Below are 17,070 nucleotides of genomic sequence, written 5' to 3'. Positions count from 1 at the left end.
AGGCCAGAGGGGGGTGGGAAGGATCGCGGCATTGGCGATCCTTTACACCGGATGTCCTTTCCCAGCCAGGATGGCCAGGCCCGCGACCGGATCACGCCGGTCATGCCGGATGACCATGCTTTCGAGCGACAGAACCGCAAGCCCGTTGGCGCAAAGCACGCGCCGCGCATAGGCCTCGGAATGGGCGTAACGCCGCGACGGCAAAAGGGCAAAATCGCCGCCGCCGGCAAGCGTCTCGAGCGAAAAGGCGAACAGGCCATCCTCGGCAAGCATGCCGGCCACCGCGCCGACGATGCCTTCGAGCGCGCCGAGATAGATGAACACGTCGGCCGCGACCACGAGGTCGGCCCTGTCGCCGGTGTAAGAGAAATGCTGGAGATCGGCCTTGGCGAGCCGGTCATAGATGCCCTTGGCTTTCGCCTTCCTCAGCATGCCGGCCGAGATGTCGTAACCCTCCAGCCGGTCGGCGAGCAGCCGCAGCCTTTCGCCCATCAGGCCGGTGCCGCAACCGAGGTCGAGGGCCAGCCGGAACCGGCCGGGCCTTGCCTTGCGTATGGCGCGCTCGAGAAAATCCGGCAGCCCGTAGCCGAGCTTCCCGACAAGCGCGTCCTCGAAACTGTCGGCATAGTGATCGAACAAGGTCTCGACAAAGGCGCTGGGCGGCGCCGCGGCGGCCGGCGCCTTGCCGATCAGCTCGAGCTTGAGCGCGGCGCCAAGGCGGTCCGCGGGCTCGAGCTTCAGCGCCATGGCCCAGGCCTGCGCGGCTTGGTCGAGCAGGCCTGCCGCCTCCTGCATCTCGCCGAGGCGAAACCAGCCCGCCGCCCATTGCGGCGCCAGTTCCAGCGCGCCAAGCAGAAGCTCGGCCGCCTGCGCCAGCTCGCCCGAGGCGAGCAGCGTCTCGGCGAAATCGGCGCGACGATCGGCGTTCAAATCGCCCGAGGAGGCCTGGAGCGGTTTCATCTTTTGAAAAATCCCACCGGCGAGGCAGAGCCGGCAAGGGGCTGTAGGACGAGTCAGCAGTCTCTTGCAACAGGCTTCCCGAGGCAAATTTAGCCACTATGTTCAAAGCCATGCGCGCCAGCGACCTGCTCAAGCCCCGGCCGGAGGGCCTCTACTGCCCGCCCGGCGATTTCTTCATCGATCCGGTACGGCCCGTCGGGCGGGCGCTGATCACGCATGGCCATTCCGACCATGCGCGTTCCGGCCACCGCTCGGTGCTGGCCACGCAAGAGACGCTCGACATCATGGGGCTGCGTTACGGCGAGGATTTCGCCGAAACCACGCAGGCGGCTGCTTTCGGCCAGACAATCGACATCAACGGCGTCGCCGTCACCTTCCATCCGGCCGGGCATGTGCTGGGCTCGGCGCAGATCTGCGTCGAGCATGCGGGCATGCGCATCGTCGCTTCCGGCGACTACAAGCGTCAGAAGGACGCCACCTGCCTGCCGTTCGAGCCTATCCGATGCGATGTCTTCATCACCGAAGCAACCTTCGGCCTGCCGGTGTTTCGCCATCCGCCGGACCAGGACGAGATCGCGCGCGTGCTCAAATCGGCGGCGCAATTTCCCAAACGCTCGCATCTGATCGGCGCCTATGCGCTCGGCAAGGCGCAGCGCGTGATGCGGCTGTTGCGCGACGCCGGCTACGACAGGCCGATCTATATCCATGGCGCGCTGGCCAAGCTCAGCGAATATTATCAGAGCCAAGGCATCGATCTCGGCAAGCTCGAGCCGGGGACGGTGGAAAGCCGCGGCAAGGCCGATTTCGCCGGCGCGATCGTCGTCGGCCCGCCATCTGCCTTCGCCGATCGCTGGGCGCGGCGTTTCCCGGATCCGATCTCCTGCTTCGCCTCGGGATGGATGCGCATCCGCCAGCGCGCCAAGCAAGGCGGCGTCGAGCTGCCGCTGATCATTTCCGACCATGCCGATTGGGACGAGCTGATCATCACGATCAAGGAAACCGGCGCGGAGGAAATCTGGGTCACGCATGGCCGCGAGGAGGCGCTGGTACGCTGGTGCGAGCTGGAGGGCATCGCGGCGCGGCCGCTGCATCTCGTGGGGTATGAGGATGAGGGCGATTGATGGCGTTTTTTGATCCAGAAATCGCCACCGCCGCGATCCTTCACACCCCCCTCTGGCCTGCCGGCCATCTCCCCCGCAAGGGGGGAGATCGGATGTCGCGACGGCCTTCGCCAATTTCCAACGTCGCGGGAGATGCGACAGCACCGAAGCTGCCAATCTCCCCCCTTGAGGGGGAGATGGCCGGCAGGCCAGAGAGGGGGGCCTCGCGCCAGCTTTCGCAATTGGCGCAGCGCAAACGCCCATGAACCGCTTCGCCGAGCTCCTCGACCGTCTCGTGCTGACGCCGTCGCGCAACGGCAAGCTGACGCTGCTGACCGATTATTTCCGCAGCGTCGAGGATCCCGATCGCGGTCTGGCGCTCGCCGCCATCACCGGCGATCTCTCGATCGCGGCGGTGAAGCCGGCGATGCTGCGCGCGCTGGTGGTCGAGCGCATGGATCCGGTGCTATTCGGCTATTCCTACGACTATGTCGGCGACCTCGCCGAGACCGTGTCGCTGGTCTGGCCGCAACCACAAGGCCACATCCCCAATCATGTGCCGACGCTTGCCGAGGTGGTCGGCAGACTGCAGGCGGCGAGCCGTTCCGACGGGCCGAAGGTTTTGTCACGGCTGCTCGACGACGCCAGCATCTCGGCGCGCTTCGCCATCATCAAGCTGGTCACCGGGGGCTTGCGCATCGGCGTGTCGGCGCGGCTCGCCAAGCAGGCGCTGGCCGACCTTGGCCAAGTCGACGTCGCCGAGATCGAGGAGCTCTGGCACGGGCTGGCGCCGCCTTACACCGAGCTGTTCGCTTGGCTCGAGGGCCGGGCGGAAAAGCCGACGAGCGCCGCGCTGGCGCTGTTCCGTCCGGTGATGCTGTCCAATGCCGTCGACGACGGCGACCTCGAAAAGCTCGACCCGGCCGATTATGCGGCGGAATGGAAGTGGGACGGCATACGCGTGCAGGCGGTGTGCGAAGGCGGGGTGCGCCGGCTCTATTCGCGCACCGGCGACGACGTGTCCGGCGCCTTCCCGGACCTTGCCGCCGCGATGAATTTCGAGGCGGCGCTGGACGGCGAGCTTTTGGTCGGCGACCCGCGCGAGGCGACCGGAACCTTCTCCGACCTGCAGCAGCGACTGAACCGCAAGAGCGTGTCGCCAAAGATCCAGCAGCAATATCCGGCCTTCATGCGCTGCTACGACGCGCTGCAGATCGACGGCGAGGACCTGCGCGCGCTGCCTTTCGCCGAGCGCCGCAAGCGGCTCGAAGCCTTCGTCAAAACCCTCGACCCGAGCCGCTTCGATCTCTCGCCGCTGGTCGCGTTTTCCGATTGGGAGACGCTGGAGCGGCTGCGCCAGGCGCCGCCGCATCCGATCATCGAAGGGGTGATGCTGAAGCGCTGGGATTCGCCCTATCTCGCCGGCCGGCCGAAGGGCCCGTGGTTCAAGTGGAAGCGCGACCCGCACACCATCGACGCGGTGCTTATGTATGCGCAGCGCGGCCACGGCAAGCGTTCCAGCTTTTATTCCGACTACACATTCGGCGTATGGTCCGGGCCCGAGGGGTCGGAAGAGCTGGTGCCGGTCGGCAAGGCCTATTTCGGCTTCACCGACGAGGAGCTGAGAGAAATCGACAAATATGTGCGCGACAACACGATCGAGCGTTTCGGGCCGGTGCGCTCGGTGCGCGCCGACCGCAGGAACGGCCTGGTGCTGGAGGTGGCGTTCGAAGGCCTCAACCGCTCGACCCGCCACAAATCTGGCGTCGCGATGCGCTTTCCCCGCATCTCACGGCTGCGTTGGGACAAGCCGGCGGCGGAAGCCGACCGCATCGAGACGCTGCAGGCATTGCTGGATAGCTAAAGATCGAGCGCCTGCGTTGGCGGATAGAGCGGCGCGATCACTGCGCTACCGAGACGCGTATCTCGTAGATATCCACCGACTTGCCCTTCTGGTCGAAATCGGAATTGACGGCGATCGTGCCGGCGGCGCCCGGATGCTTGTTCGGGAACTGCACGTCGAACAGATATTCGTTGCGCTCATGGCCGACCGCGTAGCGCTTGCGGCCGCAATCGCCGAGATCGCCGAAATTGCAGTCGATCGATATCTGCGTCTCCTTGCCTTCTTCCGAACGGGCGACGATGTCGAACATGGCATGCTTGCCGGCAAGCTTCTCCAGCACGCCCTGGCCGACATCGAAGGCGATGGCCGAACCGGACGCGCCCGAGCGGATGCGCAGGAACTGGCCGGTGTCGTCCTTCATCACCTCGGCGGCGGCGTCGGACGGGGCGCTGACATGGGTCGGGTCGGCGGGCGAGAAGACGTTGATCCAGTTCTTCGACTGGTCGGCCTCGCCCGGTTTCTGCGGCGAGCCTGGCTCGGTCGGCTGCGAGGAGTCCTCGTCGTCCAGCGCCGGCGCCGGCTCCGGCGGGCCGGTGTTGAGCTCGGCCGCCGTCTTGAAGACACCGGTCTGCTTGGCGAAATAGAGGCCGATGCCGGCGGCCGCGAGCAATGTCGCGACGACGAAGATCGCGGTGAGCGGCAAGCGCCGGCCCCTGATGCGCCGCTCGTCGCGGTCGGGCGCGACCTGGGCGCCGTTGCCGACGGGAGCACCCGGCGAATCATCGAGCGAGGGCGCATCGGGAAGCGCTGTCTCATCCGGCATGATGTCGGGCACGCGCGGCAACACACGCGCACGCGGCCGGTCCGAAGCATCGGGCTGGACCGGGCTGTCGACGGTAATCGAGGGCGAGGGCGCGGTTTGCGACGGCGGCAGCGGCGCGTCGACAGACGGCGCGGCCGATTCGGACGGCGCTTCGACGCGGGGGTCCGGTGCGCCATTGCCGGCGGGCGCTACGTTTTCCGGCGGCAGCGTCACCTCTGGCACAGCCGGCAGGAACTCCGATTCGATCTCGGTGATCTTGGCCTGGACTGCCTTGCGGCGGCTGATGGCGGCCTCGACCGTGACGTTCGGATTGGCCTGCAGGACGCGGTCGAGCGCGGCAAAGGCGGATCGATAGACCCTCTCGCGGAACGCCCGGTCCTCGGCATTGCCTTTCTCGAAGGCATTGCGGATCGCTTTCTCGATGGGGTCCAAGCGAGCTCCCTCTGCGCGTTCGCTCCCGGTTGTCTGGTCGTCAGCCGCAGACGACCAATCGATCAACGGCGAGCGGCTGCCTTGCCGGCCAAAGCCATTTCGGCATTTTTTGTTGAAGAATCAACATTTTTCGTCACCGCGGCTGCAGCCGCGCCGGCCAACCGGATGCGAAGGACCGCATACCCGCACGCCGCCGCGGGCCGCGCCGGCGCCCGTCGCGCGGTAACCGTAGATCGGAATTGCCGCCGGCGAGGCCGGAAATTCACCGCTGCCCATCTTGAATTAGCGAGCGGTTGAGTCTATCACCCAGCCCATTCTGGAAGCCTGACGCTTCCCGGGCCGCTTTAGCTCAGTTGGTAGAGCACATCATTCGTAATGATGGGGTCGCGTGTTCGAGTCACGCAAGCGGCACCAAAATTCCAATAACTTAGCCGATCGCCTCGCCGGATTTGTACAGAAACCGCACAGAAACACCTGATGCCGAAGGCTGTAGACCTGAGCGACCGCGAACTTCACCGTCTGATCAGCTAACTTTCTCTCTGCTCGCCTAGACCGTGCTTCGGAATTTCCTTTAGCCCTAACATTTGTAGGCGCGACCAGTTCGGCCGTGTGCACATGATAGGCGCTCGGTCCTGGCGGGGCCGAGCCCAACCACCTTCACCCGCTGGCTTCGGCCGGCGGGTTTTTTCATTCTGTTACAGCTCGGCGACAACCGTCTGGGCATTCCAGTCAATGGACTTCGGTCGTATGTACTTTAAGACTGTGGCCCGAGTGCGGAACAAATACCACAAAGTTCTCTTTTCTTCCGAGTGAGAACTCAAGAAAAGGAGAAAAGCCATGTCTGACGGCCCTACAGTCGTAAACTCTGGTGGTGGCGGAACAGCCGTTGCGATAATCCTTGGCATCATCGCAGTTGTTGCCCTACTATTCTTCACGGGGGTGATAAACATAAATGGGGGCGGAGGTAAGGATGTGAACGTTAGCGTGAACACGCCCAAGGTTGAGGCGCCGTCCGCACCGTCCGTCTCCAAGCCCGCCGCTCCCGCCAAACCGGCACCGGCACCTGCTAACGGGGGCTAGGGCGGATCTTCCTCACAGGCTCCGGCGAAATGCTTGGGCCTGTGAGGTCCAGCGGTTCACGTCCCGCGATTCGCCGGTCCCCGCCATCTCTGCCCAGGCGCATTAGCGGAGGCCGAGCGCTTGAGCGGTCTGCCGTGAACCATGGGCCATCGGCGGATGACAAAAAGTCACCGGCGGGGGCAACCTGCCCCAACGGAATAAGGGGCTATATCTTTGGTCCTTTCGGACCAATGCGTTCGGCAGGATGGACCTCGGTCGATTGTGGGCTGGCGGGCAAATCAGACAGTCTCGCGATCGCACCGGCTGATAACCCCAAGCCCCCCGCCCTATCGGTCGGTGCATGCCCGGCTTGCGGACCTCAAAATCCTAACCACAAAAGCGAGCCGGGCTTCCATCCGCGTGTCCACGCCGAGACGCAATTTTTGTCGGAATTCAATGAGGAGTTGGACGGTCTATCACGTCGGTTTCAGAGCAGGGGGCGGCAGACCGCTTCTAACTGAAATCGGAAGCGTTGAAGCAGACGATCTTTTGGCAGCGGTGACGAAGGCACAAGCGTTGTGGCCCAATGAAAGGTCTATGACCGTCCGCCCAGCCGAAGACAACCAATCGGCACAGCCGCCGGGTCCACAGCGCGACACCGATTGAATCCGAGGAGCGATCGGGCCGCTCGCTTCGGCTCCAAAATCTCGAGATGATCTGGCCACGCCCGGCGTGTCTCACAAGCGGCGTCATGTTCACGCCTTCCCAGGCTGCACCACGTGATCGGCGCATCTCGGCCATTGTCGGGAACAGCTGTTGGTGGGAAACTCCCTTTGTCAGCATGGGAGGTCGAAATGCCCAATAGTTTCAAGACCGGAGACGTCGTCAGGCTGAAGTCCGGAGGCCCCGAAATGACTGTCAGCGACGGGGCGGCTTCCGGCACGTATCTGTGCCACTGGTTCAACCGCGAGGGCGACGTCTGGACGCCGCAACATGCAGGTTTCAAGCAGGACCAGTTGGTGGCGGTCGACCAGCCGAGATAGCCGTCGCCTCCTGTCCTTAGCAATCCTTCGATCCGGCTGCGCCGGATCCGGTAGGTTGGTGTCCGGTCGAAAAAGGCCGACGGATTTTGCTCTGTCTCGCGTTCAATGGTTGAAGCGTGGCCGCCAATGGCCGCGCCCAACCGGAGACGAGAGCATGATCCGCCCCACCATATTCGTCGTTGCCCTTGGCCTGCAGACCGCGGCCGCGGTCGCCCAGACAACGACGCCGCTCCCTGCCCCGGCCCAGACGGCGCCGAGCAGCCCGGCTCCGGCCGCCAAGTCTGACCAACCCAAATCCGGCCTGACGCTGGAAAAGTTCGAGGCGCGCCGGGAAAGGGCGTTCATGCGGGCCGACACAGACAATGACGGCAAGGTCAGCCTCACCGAATGGACCGCTTTCCAGACCACGCGCAAGGCCAAGGGCGATCCGGCCAAATCCTTCGCGCGCATCGACACCAACAAGGACGGTTTCGTCGACAGGGGCGAGCTCGACGCCTTTCTCGCCGAGCGCTTCGCCAGGCTCGACAAGAATAGCGACGGCGTGCTCGGCGCCGACGAGAGGCCGGGCCATAAAACCGCTCCCAATCAGGAGCAATGACCAAGAGGCTATGCCGCACAATGACAGCTGCGAGCGCCCGACGTGATGGGCGCCGATCCGGACGAGGAACTGGTACGCCGCATCGGCGCCGGCGACACCGCCGCGGTGCAGGCGATGGTGGCGCGCAAGCTGCCGCGCATCCTGGCCCTGGCCGCCAGGATGCTTGGCGACCCGGCGGAAGCAGAGGACGTCGCCCAGGAGACTTTCGTGCGCATCTGGCGCCATGCCTCGGGCTGGCGCCAGGGGCACGCACGCTTCGACACCTGGATTCACCGCGTCGCGCTCAACCTCTGCTACGACCGGCTGCGGCGCCGGCGCGAATGGACGACGGACGAGCTGCCGGAGGTGGCGGACGAGGCGCCGCTTCCCGATGTCATGCCGGGCGACGAAGAGCGCAGGGTCAACCAAGCGCTGCAGCGGATCGCGCCACGCCAGCGCGAGGCCATCGTGCTGGTGTATTATCAGGAGCTGTCCAACATCGAGGCCGCCGGCGCCATGCAGGTCAGCGTCGATGCGCTGGAAAGTTTGCTCGCGCGGGGTCGTCGCTCGTTGCAGGCCATGCTCGTTGGAGATGGCGATGACTGAGACAGCAAAGGCATTGCCGGCGTTGCGGGCAAGGACGTGGGGGGCCAGGTCGGGATGGCGGAAGGGGGAACGGGATGGCTGAGAAGAGAACGAAGGGGCGGATGGATGCCGGGCGCTTCGCTGCGCTGGCAGATGCCTATGGCGGCGCCTTGCACCGCTGGCCGCCGGGCGAACAGGCAGCCGCGATGCTGTTTGCCGACACCAACGAGGGCCGAGCTATCCTGGCGCGCGCGGGCAGGCTCGACGCCATGCTCGACCGGCATCGGGTCGAAGCACCCAGCCCGGCGCTCCATCGCGCCATTGTCGCCCGGGCAGCGGCCGAGGTCAGGCAGAGCCGCCGCCGACAGTTCTGGTGGCTGGGCTTCGGGCTTGCGGGTGTCGGGCTGGCCGGCGCCGTGGCCGGCCTGGCGCTGGTGACCGTCGTCAACCCGGATATCCAGCCCGACCACTATGTGATGGATGCCAATGCGACGTCGTTCGGCGATGCCGGTCCCGACGCCGATCCTTACGAGGAAGATCTATGAACCCCCGTCTTGTCGCGGCATCGCTGGTGCTTAACGTCTTTCTGATCGGCGCGGTGGCCGGCGGCGCCGGCTGGCTGATCGGCAAGTCCAATCCGGGCTATTCGCTGGAATCGGCCGGCGGTAGGTTGCCTGCCGCCGACCGCAAGGTCTTCCGCCAAGCGTTGCGCGACGTTCGCCGCGAGTCGCGCGACGTGATCCTCGACGGCCAAGCCGCGCGGCGTGAGGCGGCAAACCTTCTGCAACAGCCAGCTCTCGACACCAACGCGCTTGCCGCCGCCCTGGAGCGCGCGCGCAATGCCGATGTCACCGTGCGCACCCGGATCGAGCAACGCATCATCGAATTCGCCGCATCGGGCTCCCCGGAGGACCGCCGGCTGCTGGCGGACGCCTTGTTGCGACGCGCTGGCCGGCAGCCGCCGCCTGCAAAAAAATTGCCATAGGCGGCGACGGAAAGGGCAAGCGCGCTCCGTTCAAGGGAAGAGGGACAGGCCTGCGACCGCCTTTGGCGGCGGCAGGTTCTCTTCAACCTCGAAACTCTCGGGAGTATCGCATGAACAGTCTGGCAAAATATTCGATCGCGGCTGCGCTCGCCCTCGGCGGAACGGCCGCCGCAAGCGCCGCCTCAGCGATGCCGATCGCACCTGTTGCGCCGGCGCCCGCAATGATAGAGCACGTCGCCTGGGGCTGCGGTCCAGGCTGGCATCCCAACCACTGGGGCCGCTGCGTGCCCAATCGCCGCGTGATCTATCCTGGCTATTACTACTGGGGCGGACCGCGCGTCTATATCGGCCCGGTCTGGCATCCCTACCATCGCTGGCACTACTGGCGCCGCTGGTAACAACCCTTCGATGCCGGTGCTGCGGCCGGCATCGTGAGGATCCCCGATGATCCATGAAACCGACGCGATCTGCGCCGGGTTCAACGGAGGCTTCGTTGGCCGCACCGTTTGCAAATTCCGTCTCGCCGGATCCCGCCCTGGTGGTGCTCAACCGCTTCGGCCTCGGCGCGAAACCCGGCGACGAGTTTGGCAAGATCGCCGCCGATCCGCGCGGCTACCTCGAGGCCGAGCTCAAGCAGCAGGACATCGCGCTCATTTCCCCCGACGACCCACGGAATGCCGGGTTGCTGGACAGCACTGCGGCGATCCAGGCCAGCATGGCGGCAGCCATGGAGCGCAAGGCGGCGCGCGCCGAGACGGCGGCCGCCGCTATGCAGCCGATGGCAACGGATGATCCAGCCGGCCCGGCCGTGGCAAAAGCCAAACCCATGGTGCCGCGTGTCGAGGCCGATATCTATCGCGACGAAGCGCAGGCCCGGTTCGACAAGGCGCTCACTGCGACGCCCGGCTTCGTAGAGCGCCTGGTCGGCTTCTGGTCGAACCATTTCTGCGTTTCCGTCGCCAAGGCACCGGTCGTGCGGGCCTGCGCCGGCGCCTTCGAGCGCGAGGCGATCCGCCCCTTCGTGCTCGGCCGCTTCGCCGACATGCTTTTGGCCGTCGAGCACCATCCGGCCATGCTGTTCTATCTCGACAACCGGCAGTCCATCGGCCCCGATTCCCGCGCCGGCAAGCGACGCGGACGCGGCCTCAACGAGAACCTCGCCCGCGAGATCCTGGAATTGCACACGATGGGCGTCGGCAGCGGCTATGCCCAGGCCGACGTCACCAGTTTCGCGAACATGCTGACCGGCTGGACGATGGCCGGCCGCGAGGGGCGGCTGGGCGAGCCGGGAAGCTTCGTCTTCAACGCCAATGCGCATCAGCCGGGCAAGGCGGTGCTGCTCGGCAAGACCTATCCCGATGGCGGCATGGGCCAGGCGGAGGCCGCGCTCAACGACATTGCCCGTCACCCGGCCACCGCGCGGCACATCGCCACCAAGCTTGCCCGCCATTTCGTCGCGGACGATCCGCCCCCGGCGGCGGTCGCCCGCCTGGCCACGATCTTCACCAAGACCGACGGCGACCTGCGCGCGATCGCGTTGACGCTGATCGACATGCCCGAAACCTGGTCGACGCCGCTCACGAAGCTGCGTTCGCCCTTGGACTATGTCGTGGCGCTGCGGCGGGCGGTCGGCGCCACCGCCGGCAACGAACCGCAACGATCGCTTCGCTGGCTGAACGTGCTCGGCGAACCGCTGTGGCGACCGCCGGGGCCGAACGGCTTTCCCGACCGGACGGACGCATGGGTTTCCGCCGAGGGCCTCAAGACGCGGCTGGACATTGCGTGGCAGGCGGCGAAGCAGGCGGACGATATCGGCGATCCCGACGAGATGCTCGCGTCGCTGATCGGCACATCCGTCTCGGCCGAGACGCGGCAGGCGATTTCGCGCGCGGAGTCCAAGCAGCAAGGCCTGGCGCTGCTGTTGATGGCGCCAGAATTCCAGCGCCGGTAATTCCAGCGCCGGTAACAGTGATGGAGATGCGGCCATGAGCCTTCTTTGCGAAACCCCCAGCCTGTCCCGGCGCGCGGTGCTGATGAGCGGCGGCGCGCTGTTTGCCTGGGCCTATCTGCCGCGCTTCGCGCGCGCAGCCGACAAGCGCGACCCGCGCCTGATTGTCATCGTGCTGCGCGGCGCCCTGGACGGGTTGTCGACCGTCGGTCCGGTCGGCGATCCAGACTATGCCGGCCTGCACGGCGACATCGCGCTTTCGCTCTCAGGCGCCAACCCGGCATTGCCGCTTGACGGTTTCTTCGCCGTCAACCCGGCCATGCCGGTGTTTGCGCGCCTGTTCAAGGCGGGCCAGGCGGCGGCCGTGCATGCGGCGGCGACCGGCTACCGCGACCGCTCGCATTTCGACGGCCAGGACGTGCTGGAAAGCGGCCTGCCTGGCCCCGGCAACGCAACGACCGGCTGGCTCAACCGGGCGTTGGCCAGCCTGCCGGCGGGCGAGCGCGTGGCGAAGCTCGGCGGGCTGGCGGTCGGGCCTTCGACGCCGCTGGTGATCCGCGGTGCCGCCCCTGTGCTCGGCTGGGCGCCTCAGGCGCTGCCGACGCCCGGCGACGCCTTGGCCGAGCGCGTGCTCGACCTCTACAACCATCGCGATCCTGTGCTGGCGGCCGTGCTTCAGAAAGGGCTCGACGCCGACCGCATGGCGCTGGGCGACCAGTTCGACAGCAAGACGATGAAGCCGAAGGCCGGCTTCGACAACGCCGCCGGCATGCGGCAATCGGCGCAAGGCGCGGCGCGGCTGATGGCCGCCGACGACGGGCCGCGCATCGCGGCGCTCGCCTTCGACGGCTGGGACACCCATGTCAACGAAGGCGGCGCCACAGGGCGGCTCGCCAATCTGCTCGGCGGCCTCGACGGGGCGTTCGAGGAGTTCGAGAAGGGGCTTGGCGAGCGTTGGCGCGACACCGCGGTCGTCGCCATCACCGAGTTCGGCCGCACGGCGCGCATCAACGGCACGGTCGGCACCGACCATGGCACCGGCACGGTGGTGCTGCTCGCCGGCGGCGCGATCAAGGGCGGCCGCGTCATCGCAGACTGGCCGGGGTTGAAGCCGGCGCAGCTCTACGAACAGCGCGATCTCGCGCCGACCAGCGATGTGCGTGCGGTGCTGAAGGGGCTGCTGGCCGATCAGTTCGGGCTGTCGCCGGCCGTGCTTGGCGACAAGGTGTTTCCGGAGTCGGCGGCGGTGAAGCCGATGCGGGATCTGGTGGCGTGAGCCGTGAGTTTGCCGGTCAGCGATAGGCTGGCGGCGCCACGGGCGGAGCGGGAGCGAAGCGGACGCGGAGACCCGAGGATCCATTCCGTGACTTTGATCGTGGGTGCTGCGGAGCAGAATTCTGAACCGTGGCAACGCCTGAACGTCACGGAATGGATCCTCGGGTCTGCGCTGCGTCGCTTCGCTCCTTGCTCCGCCCGTGGATGACGAGGCTGAGGAGCCTCGGCCAATCACCAACGCTGGCGCGGAGGTTTCGAACCTGTGCGTGGGACCTTAGCCAAACCGCCCGCGCCGTTGCCAGCGCGGGCATCAACGGCGATCCGAGAGCGATCACCAGCTCCAATAGCCAGGGTGCCAGCGGTGATGCGCCCAGAAGCCGGGATGCCAATGGCGCACCGGCCGGATGAACCGGCGGCCGTTCGGCACGCAATTACCCCAACGGCTCGCGTGCCAGCCGGGACCGCAGCGCCAGCCGACGGTTTCGATGGGCAGCGGCGCAGCATCGGACCTGGCCATCGGCATAGCCTGCGAGCCGACACTGGATAGCAGCAACGTGCCGGCGGCCATCGCGAGAGGCAGAAAATATCTCGTCATCAAGGTTTGTCTCCGTGATTCAATCCCTACCGCCGTGAAACGGGGGACACGGTCGAATTCCGTCGGAGCGGTTTGGATCACGTCTTCGTTAGCGGGGTAGCGCCTTCGTTGAGCGTCGCTACGGTCTTCAGCGCGCCGTCCAGCATGTCGCCTTTCTCGTCCTTCAGCGCCGCCTCGCGCAGGCGGCGGATCCAGTCGGCGGCGTCCTCCCTGCCCTCGAGCGTCGGCAGCGCCGAGAGCACGCGGTCGAACTTCGACTGGGCGCGGGCATGGGTGTCGCTGTAACCCTTGATCAGCCGGCGGCAATTCAGGACCTCGGTGGCCAAAGCGTAGTCCTGGCGCGCGTGGCTAAGCGCCAGGCTATACCAACGCTCAAGATGCTCGAGCTCTACCTTGTGGCGCAGCAGGCGGCGGCGCCAGCGTCGCAGGCCGGCGATGAACCACAGCATGGCGAAGCCGGTGAAACTGTCGGTGCGGATGTGGCGGCCGCGATTGATGCGGCGGTCGAGGAAGGCGGCGAGTTTTGGGCGGTTCTCGATGTAGCTGCCGAGCCCCGCCGGCAGCGTGCCGCAGAACTCCTCGATGCGCGGATGGAAATATTCGGTGACCTGCAGCACCGCCCCTTCCTTGACGCCGACCTCCCTGCGCACCCGCTTGTCGCGGGTCGAGCGCGTCTTGAGATCGGCGACGCGGATCATGTCGTCGTAGCACATGGCGTTGGCGAGATGCTTTGCCGCGGCGATCGACAGCGCATAGCCGCGCTCCGCATTGTCCATCGCCACCGCTCTGTCCAGCCGGTCGAGATATTCGCCGCCATAGGCGATGTCCTGGTAATCGACGACCTTCTTCAGCCCGCGCTCGGCCATGTCGCGCACGGGCTCCGGGAGCGACGCGACGCGAGCGGCAAGCGCCTGCCAGCCCTTGAGCAGGGTTTCCGGGCCACTGACCCTCCCCGTTGGCCTGGGCTGGGCAACGGGGGGTTCCGCCGCCGCTTTTTCCCCGGCCGGCGCTGCCGCGATCCCGCGCGCGCGGTTGTAGGCCGCGCCGAAGGCGGCGAGGCTCGGCTTGACGCCACGGCCGCCGGCGCCGATCGCCTGCTCGTAAGTGTCGCGGGTGAAGGGCAGCGCGTCGGAGCCGGCCAGCGCGCCGAGCAGGCTGGCCGAGATCATGGTGCCGTTGTCGGCGGCGATCTTTTCCATGTCGAAGGCGATGAAGCGCCTGGCCGCCGCTTGTGCCGTCGCGTGCACTTTTTCCGACGAGGCGCGGCCGTCGCCCGGCTCGATCTTTTCCGAGACGGCGGCGATGCGGTGTGAAGAGGTGATCAGCGTCGTGCGCTCAGGCGTGACGAAACCGCGGATGATGGCGCGGCCGGCTTCCATCAGCTCGGCGGCGATCAATATGTCGACGTCACCCTGCGAGGGCGACAGCGCGAAAACCGGCAGCCGGCCGGTGTCGCGGGCCATCTCGATGTAATAGATCGTGGCGCCAGTGCGCTGCGCGACGCCGGCCACGGAGGTCGATTGGGCGATATAGCCGTTGCGCTCGGCGACGTCGGTGATCCAGTCGGCGAGCACGCCGCCGCCCTGGCCGCCGACCGCGAGCACGGCGAGTTTTATCACCCGCTCGTCGTCAGAGGCGCCCGCCTTCGGGCGCAGGGGAGAAGCCTGGTCAAGCATCGGCGAACGTCAATCTGCGGCTCTCGCGGCGGCGCTGCAGAAGGCCGATCGCGGCGCGGCGCGCACCTTCCAGGAAACGGTCCCAACGGCCGGGATTGTGGACGACATCGGCGCGGTAGAAGGACGGGCAGAGCACGGCGGCGTCCGCCACCTCGCCACAATTGCCGCAGCCGACGCAGTTCTGGTCGATCGAGGCGACCGGATCGTCGCGCAGCGGATCGTCGAGCGACTTCACCGACAGCGACGGGCAGCCGGAGAGCCGCATGCAGGCATGGTCGCCCGTGCAGATGTCCTCGTCGACGCCGAATTTCGGCTTGACCACGCGCTCGCCGCCTTTGATCGCCTTGTCGACCAGCGGCTTCTCGCGGCGCTGGCGGTTGAGCATGCACTCGGACGAGGCGACGATGACCTTCGGACCCTTCTCCTCGGTGGTCAGCGCCTCGCGCAGCGCGGCTTGCATCTTGCCGACATCATAGGTGCGGTCGATATGGCGCAGCCATTTGACGCCCATGCCCTTCACCGCTTCATCGATCGGATGCTTGGTCGACTTGGTGCGGTTGTTGGCGCGCGAGGACAGGATGTCCTGGCCGCCGGTAGCGGCGGAGTAGAAATTGTCAACGATGACGATGACGCCGTCATTCTTGTTGAAGACAGCATTGCCGATCGAGGAGGTCAGGCCGTTGTGCCAGAAGCCGCCATCGCCGACGAAGGAGATCGAGCGGCGCTTGGCATCAGGTGAGTTGAAGGCGGAAGCCGACGCCGGCCCCAGCCCATAGCCCATGGTGGTGGCGCCGAGCTCGAAGGGCGGCATGATCGAGAACAGATGGCAGCCGATGTCGGAGGCGATGTGGTGCTTGCCCAGCTCCTGCTCGACCAGCTTCGTCGCGGCGAAGATCGGTCGCTCGGGACAGCCTACACAAAAGCCCGGAGGCCGTCCGGGAACGACATTGATGAGGTCGGCCGTGTCGACGCCCTCGCCCGCCTTGTTCGGAGCCCGGACCTCGCCCGGCAGCAGATGCGGGGCATTGGCGCGCAGGAAGGAGCCGATGCCGTCGAGCATCACCTGGCCGGTATATTCGCCGGCCATCGGCAGATGCTCCTTGCCGACCAGTTTGGTGCCGCGCCCGGCCTTGTGCAGCATCGCGGCAAAGGCCTGCTCGATATAATTGGGCTGGCCTTCCTCGACGACCAGCACCGCCTGCTTGCCCTCGCAGAAGGCGAGGAACTCATCGTCGACCAGCGGGTAGACGGCGTTCAGCACGTAAAGCGGCACGTCGGTCTCGCCATAGGTGTCGGCAAGGCCGAGCCGCTGCAGCGCGCGGATGACGGAATTATACATGCCGCCCTGCATGACGATGCCGACCGAGCCGTGATCCGAGCCGAAGATCTCGTTGATCTTGCGGTTTTTGATGAAATCGACCGCCGCCGGCCAGCGCTTGGCGACCTTTTCCTTCTCATGCAGGAAGGAGGCGGGCGGCAGCACGATGCGGCCGGTGTCGCGGCGCGGCGCGGCAAGCGCGTCGGCGACCGACATTGGCGGGCGCTTGTTGTCCTTGGCGATGAAGTGGCCGTGCACATGGCAGCAGCGGATGCGCACCTGCAGCATCACCGGCGTGTTCGACACCTCGGACAGCTCGAAGCCGTCCTCGACCGCCTTGACGATCGAGGGCAGGTTCGGGCGCGGGTCGAGCAGCCAGACCTGGCTTTTCATGGCGAAGGCGTGGCTGCGCTCCTGCATGATCGAGGAGCCCTCGCCATAGTCCTCGCCGACGATGATCAGCGCGCCGCCGGTGACGCCGCCGGAGGCGAGGTTGGCCAGCGCGTCGGAAGCGACATTGGTGCCGACCGTCGACTTGAAGGTGGCGGCGCCCCGGATCGGATAATGCACGGAGGCGGCCAGCATGGCGGTGGCAGTCGCTTCGGAAGCGCTCGCCTCGAAATGCACGCCGAGCTCGCCCAGAATGTCTTGCGCGTCGGCCAGCACATCCATCAGATGGCTGATCGGCGCGCCCTGGTAGCCGCCGACATAGCCTACGCCGCACTGCAAGAGCGCCTTGGTGATGGCGAGGATGCCCTCGCCGGCGAATTCCTCGCCGGCGCCAAGCCTCAGCTTTTCGACTTCCTTGGCAAAAGACCGTTCGGCCATCTCCGCCTCCTTCCGTTGCCGCC

The 17,070-nt window shown here is 66.4% G+C and carries 15 protein-coding genes and 1 tRNA gene; 11 read left to right on the top strand and 5 right to left on the bottom strand.

Annotation, left to right across the window (positions count from 1 at the left end):
* Positions 1 to 42: 42 nt before the first annotated feature.
* Positions 43 to 960, bottom strand: coding sequence for a class I SAM-dependent DNA methyltransferase (locus LB525_RS15155; protein WP_224545204.1), 918 nt, complete (start codon positions 958 to 960; stop codon positions 43 to 45).
* Positions 961 to 1,070: 110 nt separating this feature from the next.
* On the opposite strand from LB525_RS15155, the gene LB525_RS15150 reads away from it, so the two are divergent.
* Together LB525_RS15150 and LB525_RS15145 are read left to right on the top strand one after the other, a co-directional pair.
* Positions 1,071 to 2,081, top strand: a complete 1,011-nt coding sequence (locus tag LB525_RS15150; protein WP_224545241.1) for a ligase-associated DNA damage response exonuclease — start codon at positions 1,071 to 1,073, stop codon at positions 2,079 to 2,081.
* A 241-nt stretch (positions 2,082 to 2,322) separates the two neighbouring features.
* The gene (locus LB525_RS15145) at positions 2,323 to 3,924 is read left to right on the top strand and encodes a cisplatin damage response ATP-dependent DNA ligase (RefSeq protein ID WP_224545203.1); all 1,602 of its coding nucleotides are present in this window, start codon (positions 2,323 to 2,325) and stop codon (positions 3,922 to 3,924) included.
* A gap of 37 nt (positions 3,925 to 3,961) precedes the next feature.
* On the opposite strand, the gene LB525_RS15140 is transcribed toward LB525_RS15145, so the two are convergent.
* Positions 3,962 to 5,158 carry a hypothetical protein gene (locus LB525_RS15140; protein ID WP_224545202.1) on the bottom strand — a complete coding sequence of 399 codons (1,197 nt, stop codon included), beginning with the start codon at positions 5,156 to 5,158 and terminating at the stop codon, positions 3,962 to 3,964.
* A gap of 338 nt (positions 5,159 to 5,496) precedes the next feature.
* On the opposite strand from LB525_RS15140, the gene LB525_RS15135 reads away from it, so the two are divergent.
* From LB525_RS15135 to LB525_RS15095, 9 genes are all read left to right on the top strand, one after another.
* A tRNA-Thr gene (locus LB525_RS15135) sits at positions 5,497 to 5,572 on the top strand.
* Between the two features lie 1,499 nt (positions 5,573 to 7,071).
* A complete protein-coding gene (locus LB525_RS15130; protein ID WP_095766010.1) occupies positions 7,072 to 7,260 on the top strand; it encodes a YodC family protein in 189 nt (62 codons plus the stop codon).
* Between the two features lie 154 nt (positions 7,261 to 7,414).
* Positions 7,415 to 7,858 carry an EF-hand domain-containing protein gene (locus LB525_RS15125; protein ID WP_224545201.1) on the top strand — a complete coding sequence of 148 codons (444 nt, stop codon included), beginning with the start codon at positions 7,415 to 7,417 and terminating at the stop codon, positions 7,856 to 7,858.
* A gap of 45 nt (positions 7,859 to 7,903) precedes the next feature.
* Entirely contained in the window at positions 7,904 to 8,443 is a 540-nt protein-coding gene (locus LB525_RS15120) for an RNA polymerase sigma factor (RefSeq protein ID WP_224545200.1), read from the top strand.
* Between the two features lie 74 nt (positions 8,444 to 8,517).
* Positions 8,518 to 8,967: a hypothetical protein gene (locus tag LB525_RS15115; protein ID WP_224545199.1), complete on the top strand. Its 450-nt coding sequence runs from the start codon at positions 8,518 to 8,520 to the stop codon at positions 8,965 to 8,967.
* Entirely contained in the window at positions 8,964 to 9,407 is a 444-nt protein-coding gene (locus LB525_RS15110; RefSeq protein WP_224545198.1) for a periplasmic heavy metal sensor, read from the top strand. Before LB525_RS15115 ends, LB525_RS15110 begins: the two co-directional genes overlap by 4 nt.
* A 110-nt stretch (positions 9,408 to 9,517) precedes the next feature.
* Complete coding sequence (locus LB525_RS15105) at positions 9,518 to 9,805, top strand: GCG_CRPN prefix-to-repeats domain-containing protein (protein ID WP_224545197.1); 288 nt, start codon at positions 9,518 to 9,520, stop codon at positions 9,803 to 9,805.
* A 95-nt stretch (positions 9,806 to 9,900) separates the two neighbouring features.
* On the top strand, positions 9,901 to 11,358 hold the full coding sequence (locus LB525_RS15100; protein WP_224545196.1) for a DUF1800 family protein: 1,458 nt from the start codon (positions 9,901 to 9,903) through the stop codon (positions 11,356 to 11,358).
* A gap of 34 nt (positions 11,359 to 11,392) precedes the next feature.
* On the top strand, positions 11,393 to 12,631 hold the full coding sequence (locus LB525_RS15095; protein WP_224545195.1) for a DUF1501 domain-containing protein: 1,239 nt from the start codon (positions 11,393 to 11,395) through the stop codon (positions 12,629 to 12,631).
* 330 nt (positions 12,632 to 12,961) lie between these two features.
* Here LB525_RS15095 and LB525_RS15090 read toward each other — a convergent pair whose 3' ends face one another.
* The 3 genes from LB525_RS15090 to LB525_RS15080 form a co-directional block, all read right to left on the bottom strand.
* Positions 12,962 to 13,228, bottom strand: coding sequence for a GCG_CRPN prefix-to-repeats domain-containing protein (locus LB525_RS15090; protein WP_411971028.1), 267 nt, complete (start codon positions 13,226 to 13,228; stop codon positions 12,962 to 12,964).
* A gap of 74 nt (positions 13,229 to 13,302) precedes the next feature.
* Entirely contained in the window at positions 13,303 to 14,901 is a 1,599-nt protein-coding gene (locus LB525_RS15085; protein ID WP_224545193.1) for an indolepyruvate oxidoreductase subunit beta family protein, read from the bottom strand.
* Positions 14,894 to 17,047, bottom strand: coding sequence for an indolepyruvate ferredoxin oxidoreductase subunit alpha (locus LB525_RS15080; protein WP_224545192.1), 2,154 nt, complete (start codon positions 17,045 to 17,047; stop codon positions 14,894 to 14,896). The genes LB525_RS15085 and LB525_RS15080 overlap by 8 nt, the downstream gene beginning before the upstream one ends.
* Positions 17,048 to 17,070: the final 23 nt, after the last annotated feature.

The sequence above is a fragment of the Mesorhizobium sp. CA16 genome (assembly GCF_020165175.1).
Lineage (GTDB): Bacteria > Pseudomonadota > Alphaproteobacteria > Rhizobiales > Rhizobiaceae > Mesorhizobium.
Note: the sequence above shows the minus strand (reverse complement) of the source record. Positions and strands in the feature narration are given on the sequence as shown.

What these genes read in the sequence shown, in the direction of transcription:
- LB525_RS15155 (WP_224545204.1), bottom strand. Translation starts at nt 960, where the DNA reads ATGAAACCGCTCCAGGCCTCCTCGGGCGATTTGAACGCCGATCGTCGC.
- LB525_RS15150 (WP_224545241.1), top strand. Translation starts at nt 1,071, where the DNA reads ATGCGCGCCAGCGACCTGCTCAAGCCCCGGCCGGAGGGCCTCTACTGC.
- LB525_RS15145 (WP_224545203.1), top strand. Translation starts at nt 2,323, where the DNA reads ATGAACCGCTTCGCCGAGCTCCTCGACCGTCTCGTGCTGACGCCGTCG.
- LB525_RS15130 (WP_095766010.1), top strand. Translation starts at nt 7,072, where the DNA reads ATGCCCAATAGTTTCAAGACCGGAGACGTCGTCAGGCTGAAGTCCGGA.
- LB525_RS15125 (WP_224545201.1), top strand. Translation starts at nt 7,415, where the DNA reads ATGATCCGCCCCACCATATTCGTCGTTGCCCTTGGCCTGCAGACCGCG.
- LB525_RS15120 (WP_224545200.1), top strand. Translation starts at nt 7,904, where the DNA reads ATGGGCGCCGATCCGGACGAGGAACTGGTACGCCGCATCGGCGCCGGC.
- LB525_RS15115 (WP_224545199.1), top strand. Translation starts at nt 8,518, where the DNA reads ATGGCTGAGAAGAGAACGAAGGGGCGGATGGATGCCGGGCGCTTCGCT.
- LB525_RS15110 (WP_224545198.1), top strand. Translation starts at nt 8,964, where the DNA reads ATGAACCCCCGTCTTGTCGCGGCATCGCTGGTGCTTAACGTCTTTCTG.
- LB525_RS15105 (WP_224545197.1), top strand. Translation starts at nt 9,518, where the DNA reads ATGAACAGTCTGGCAAAATATTCGATCGCGGCTGCGCTCGCCCTCGGC.
- LB525_RS15095 (WP_224545195.1), top strand. Translation starts at nt 11,393, where the DNA reads ATGAGCCTTCTTTGCGAAACCCCCAGCCTGTCCCGGCGCGCGGTGCTG.
- LB525_RS15085 (WP_224545193.1), bottom strand. Translation starts at nt 14,901, where the DNA reads ATGCTTGACCAGGCTTCTCCCCTGCGCCCGAAGGCGGGCGCCTCTGAC.
- LB525_RS15080 (WP_224545192.1), bottom strand. Translation starts at nt 17,047, where the DNA reads ATGGCCGAACGGTCTTTTGCCAAGGAAGTCGAAAAGCTGAGGCTTGGC.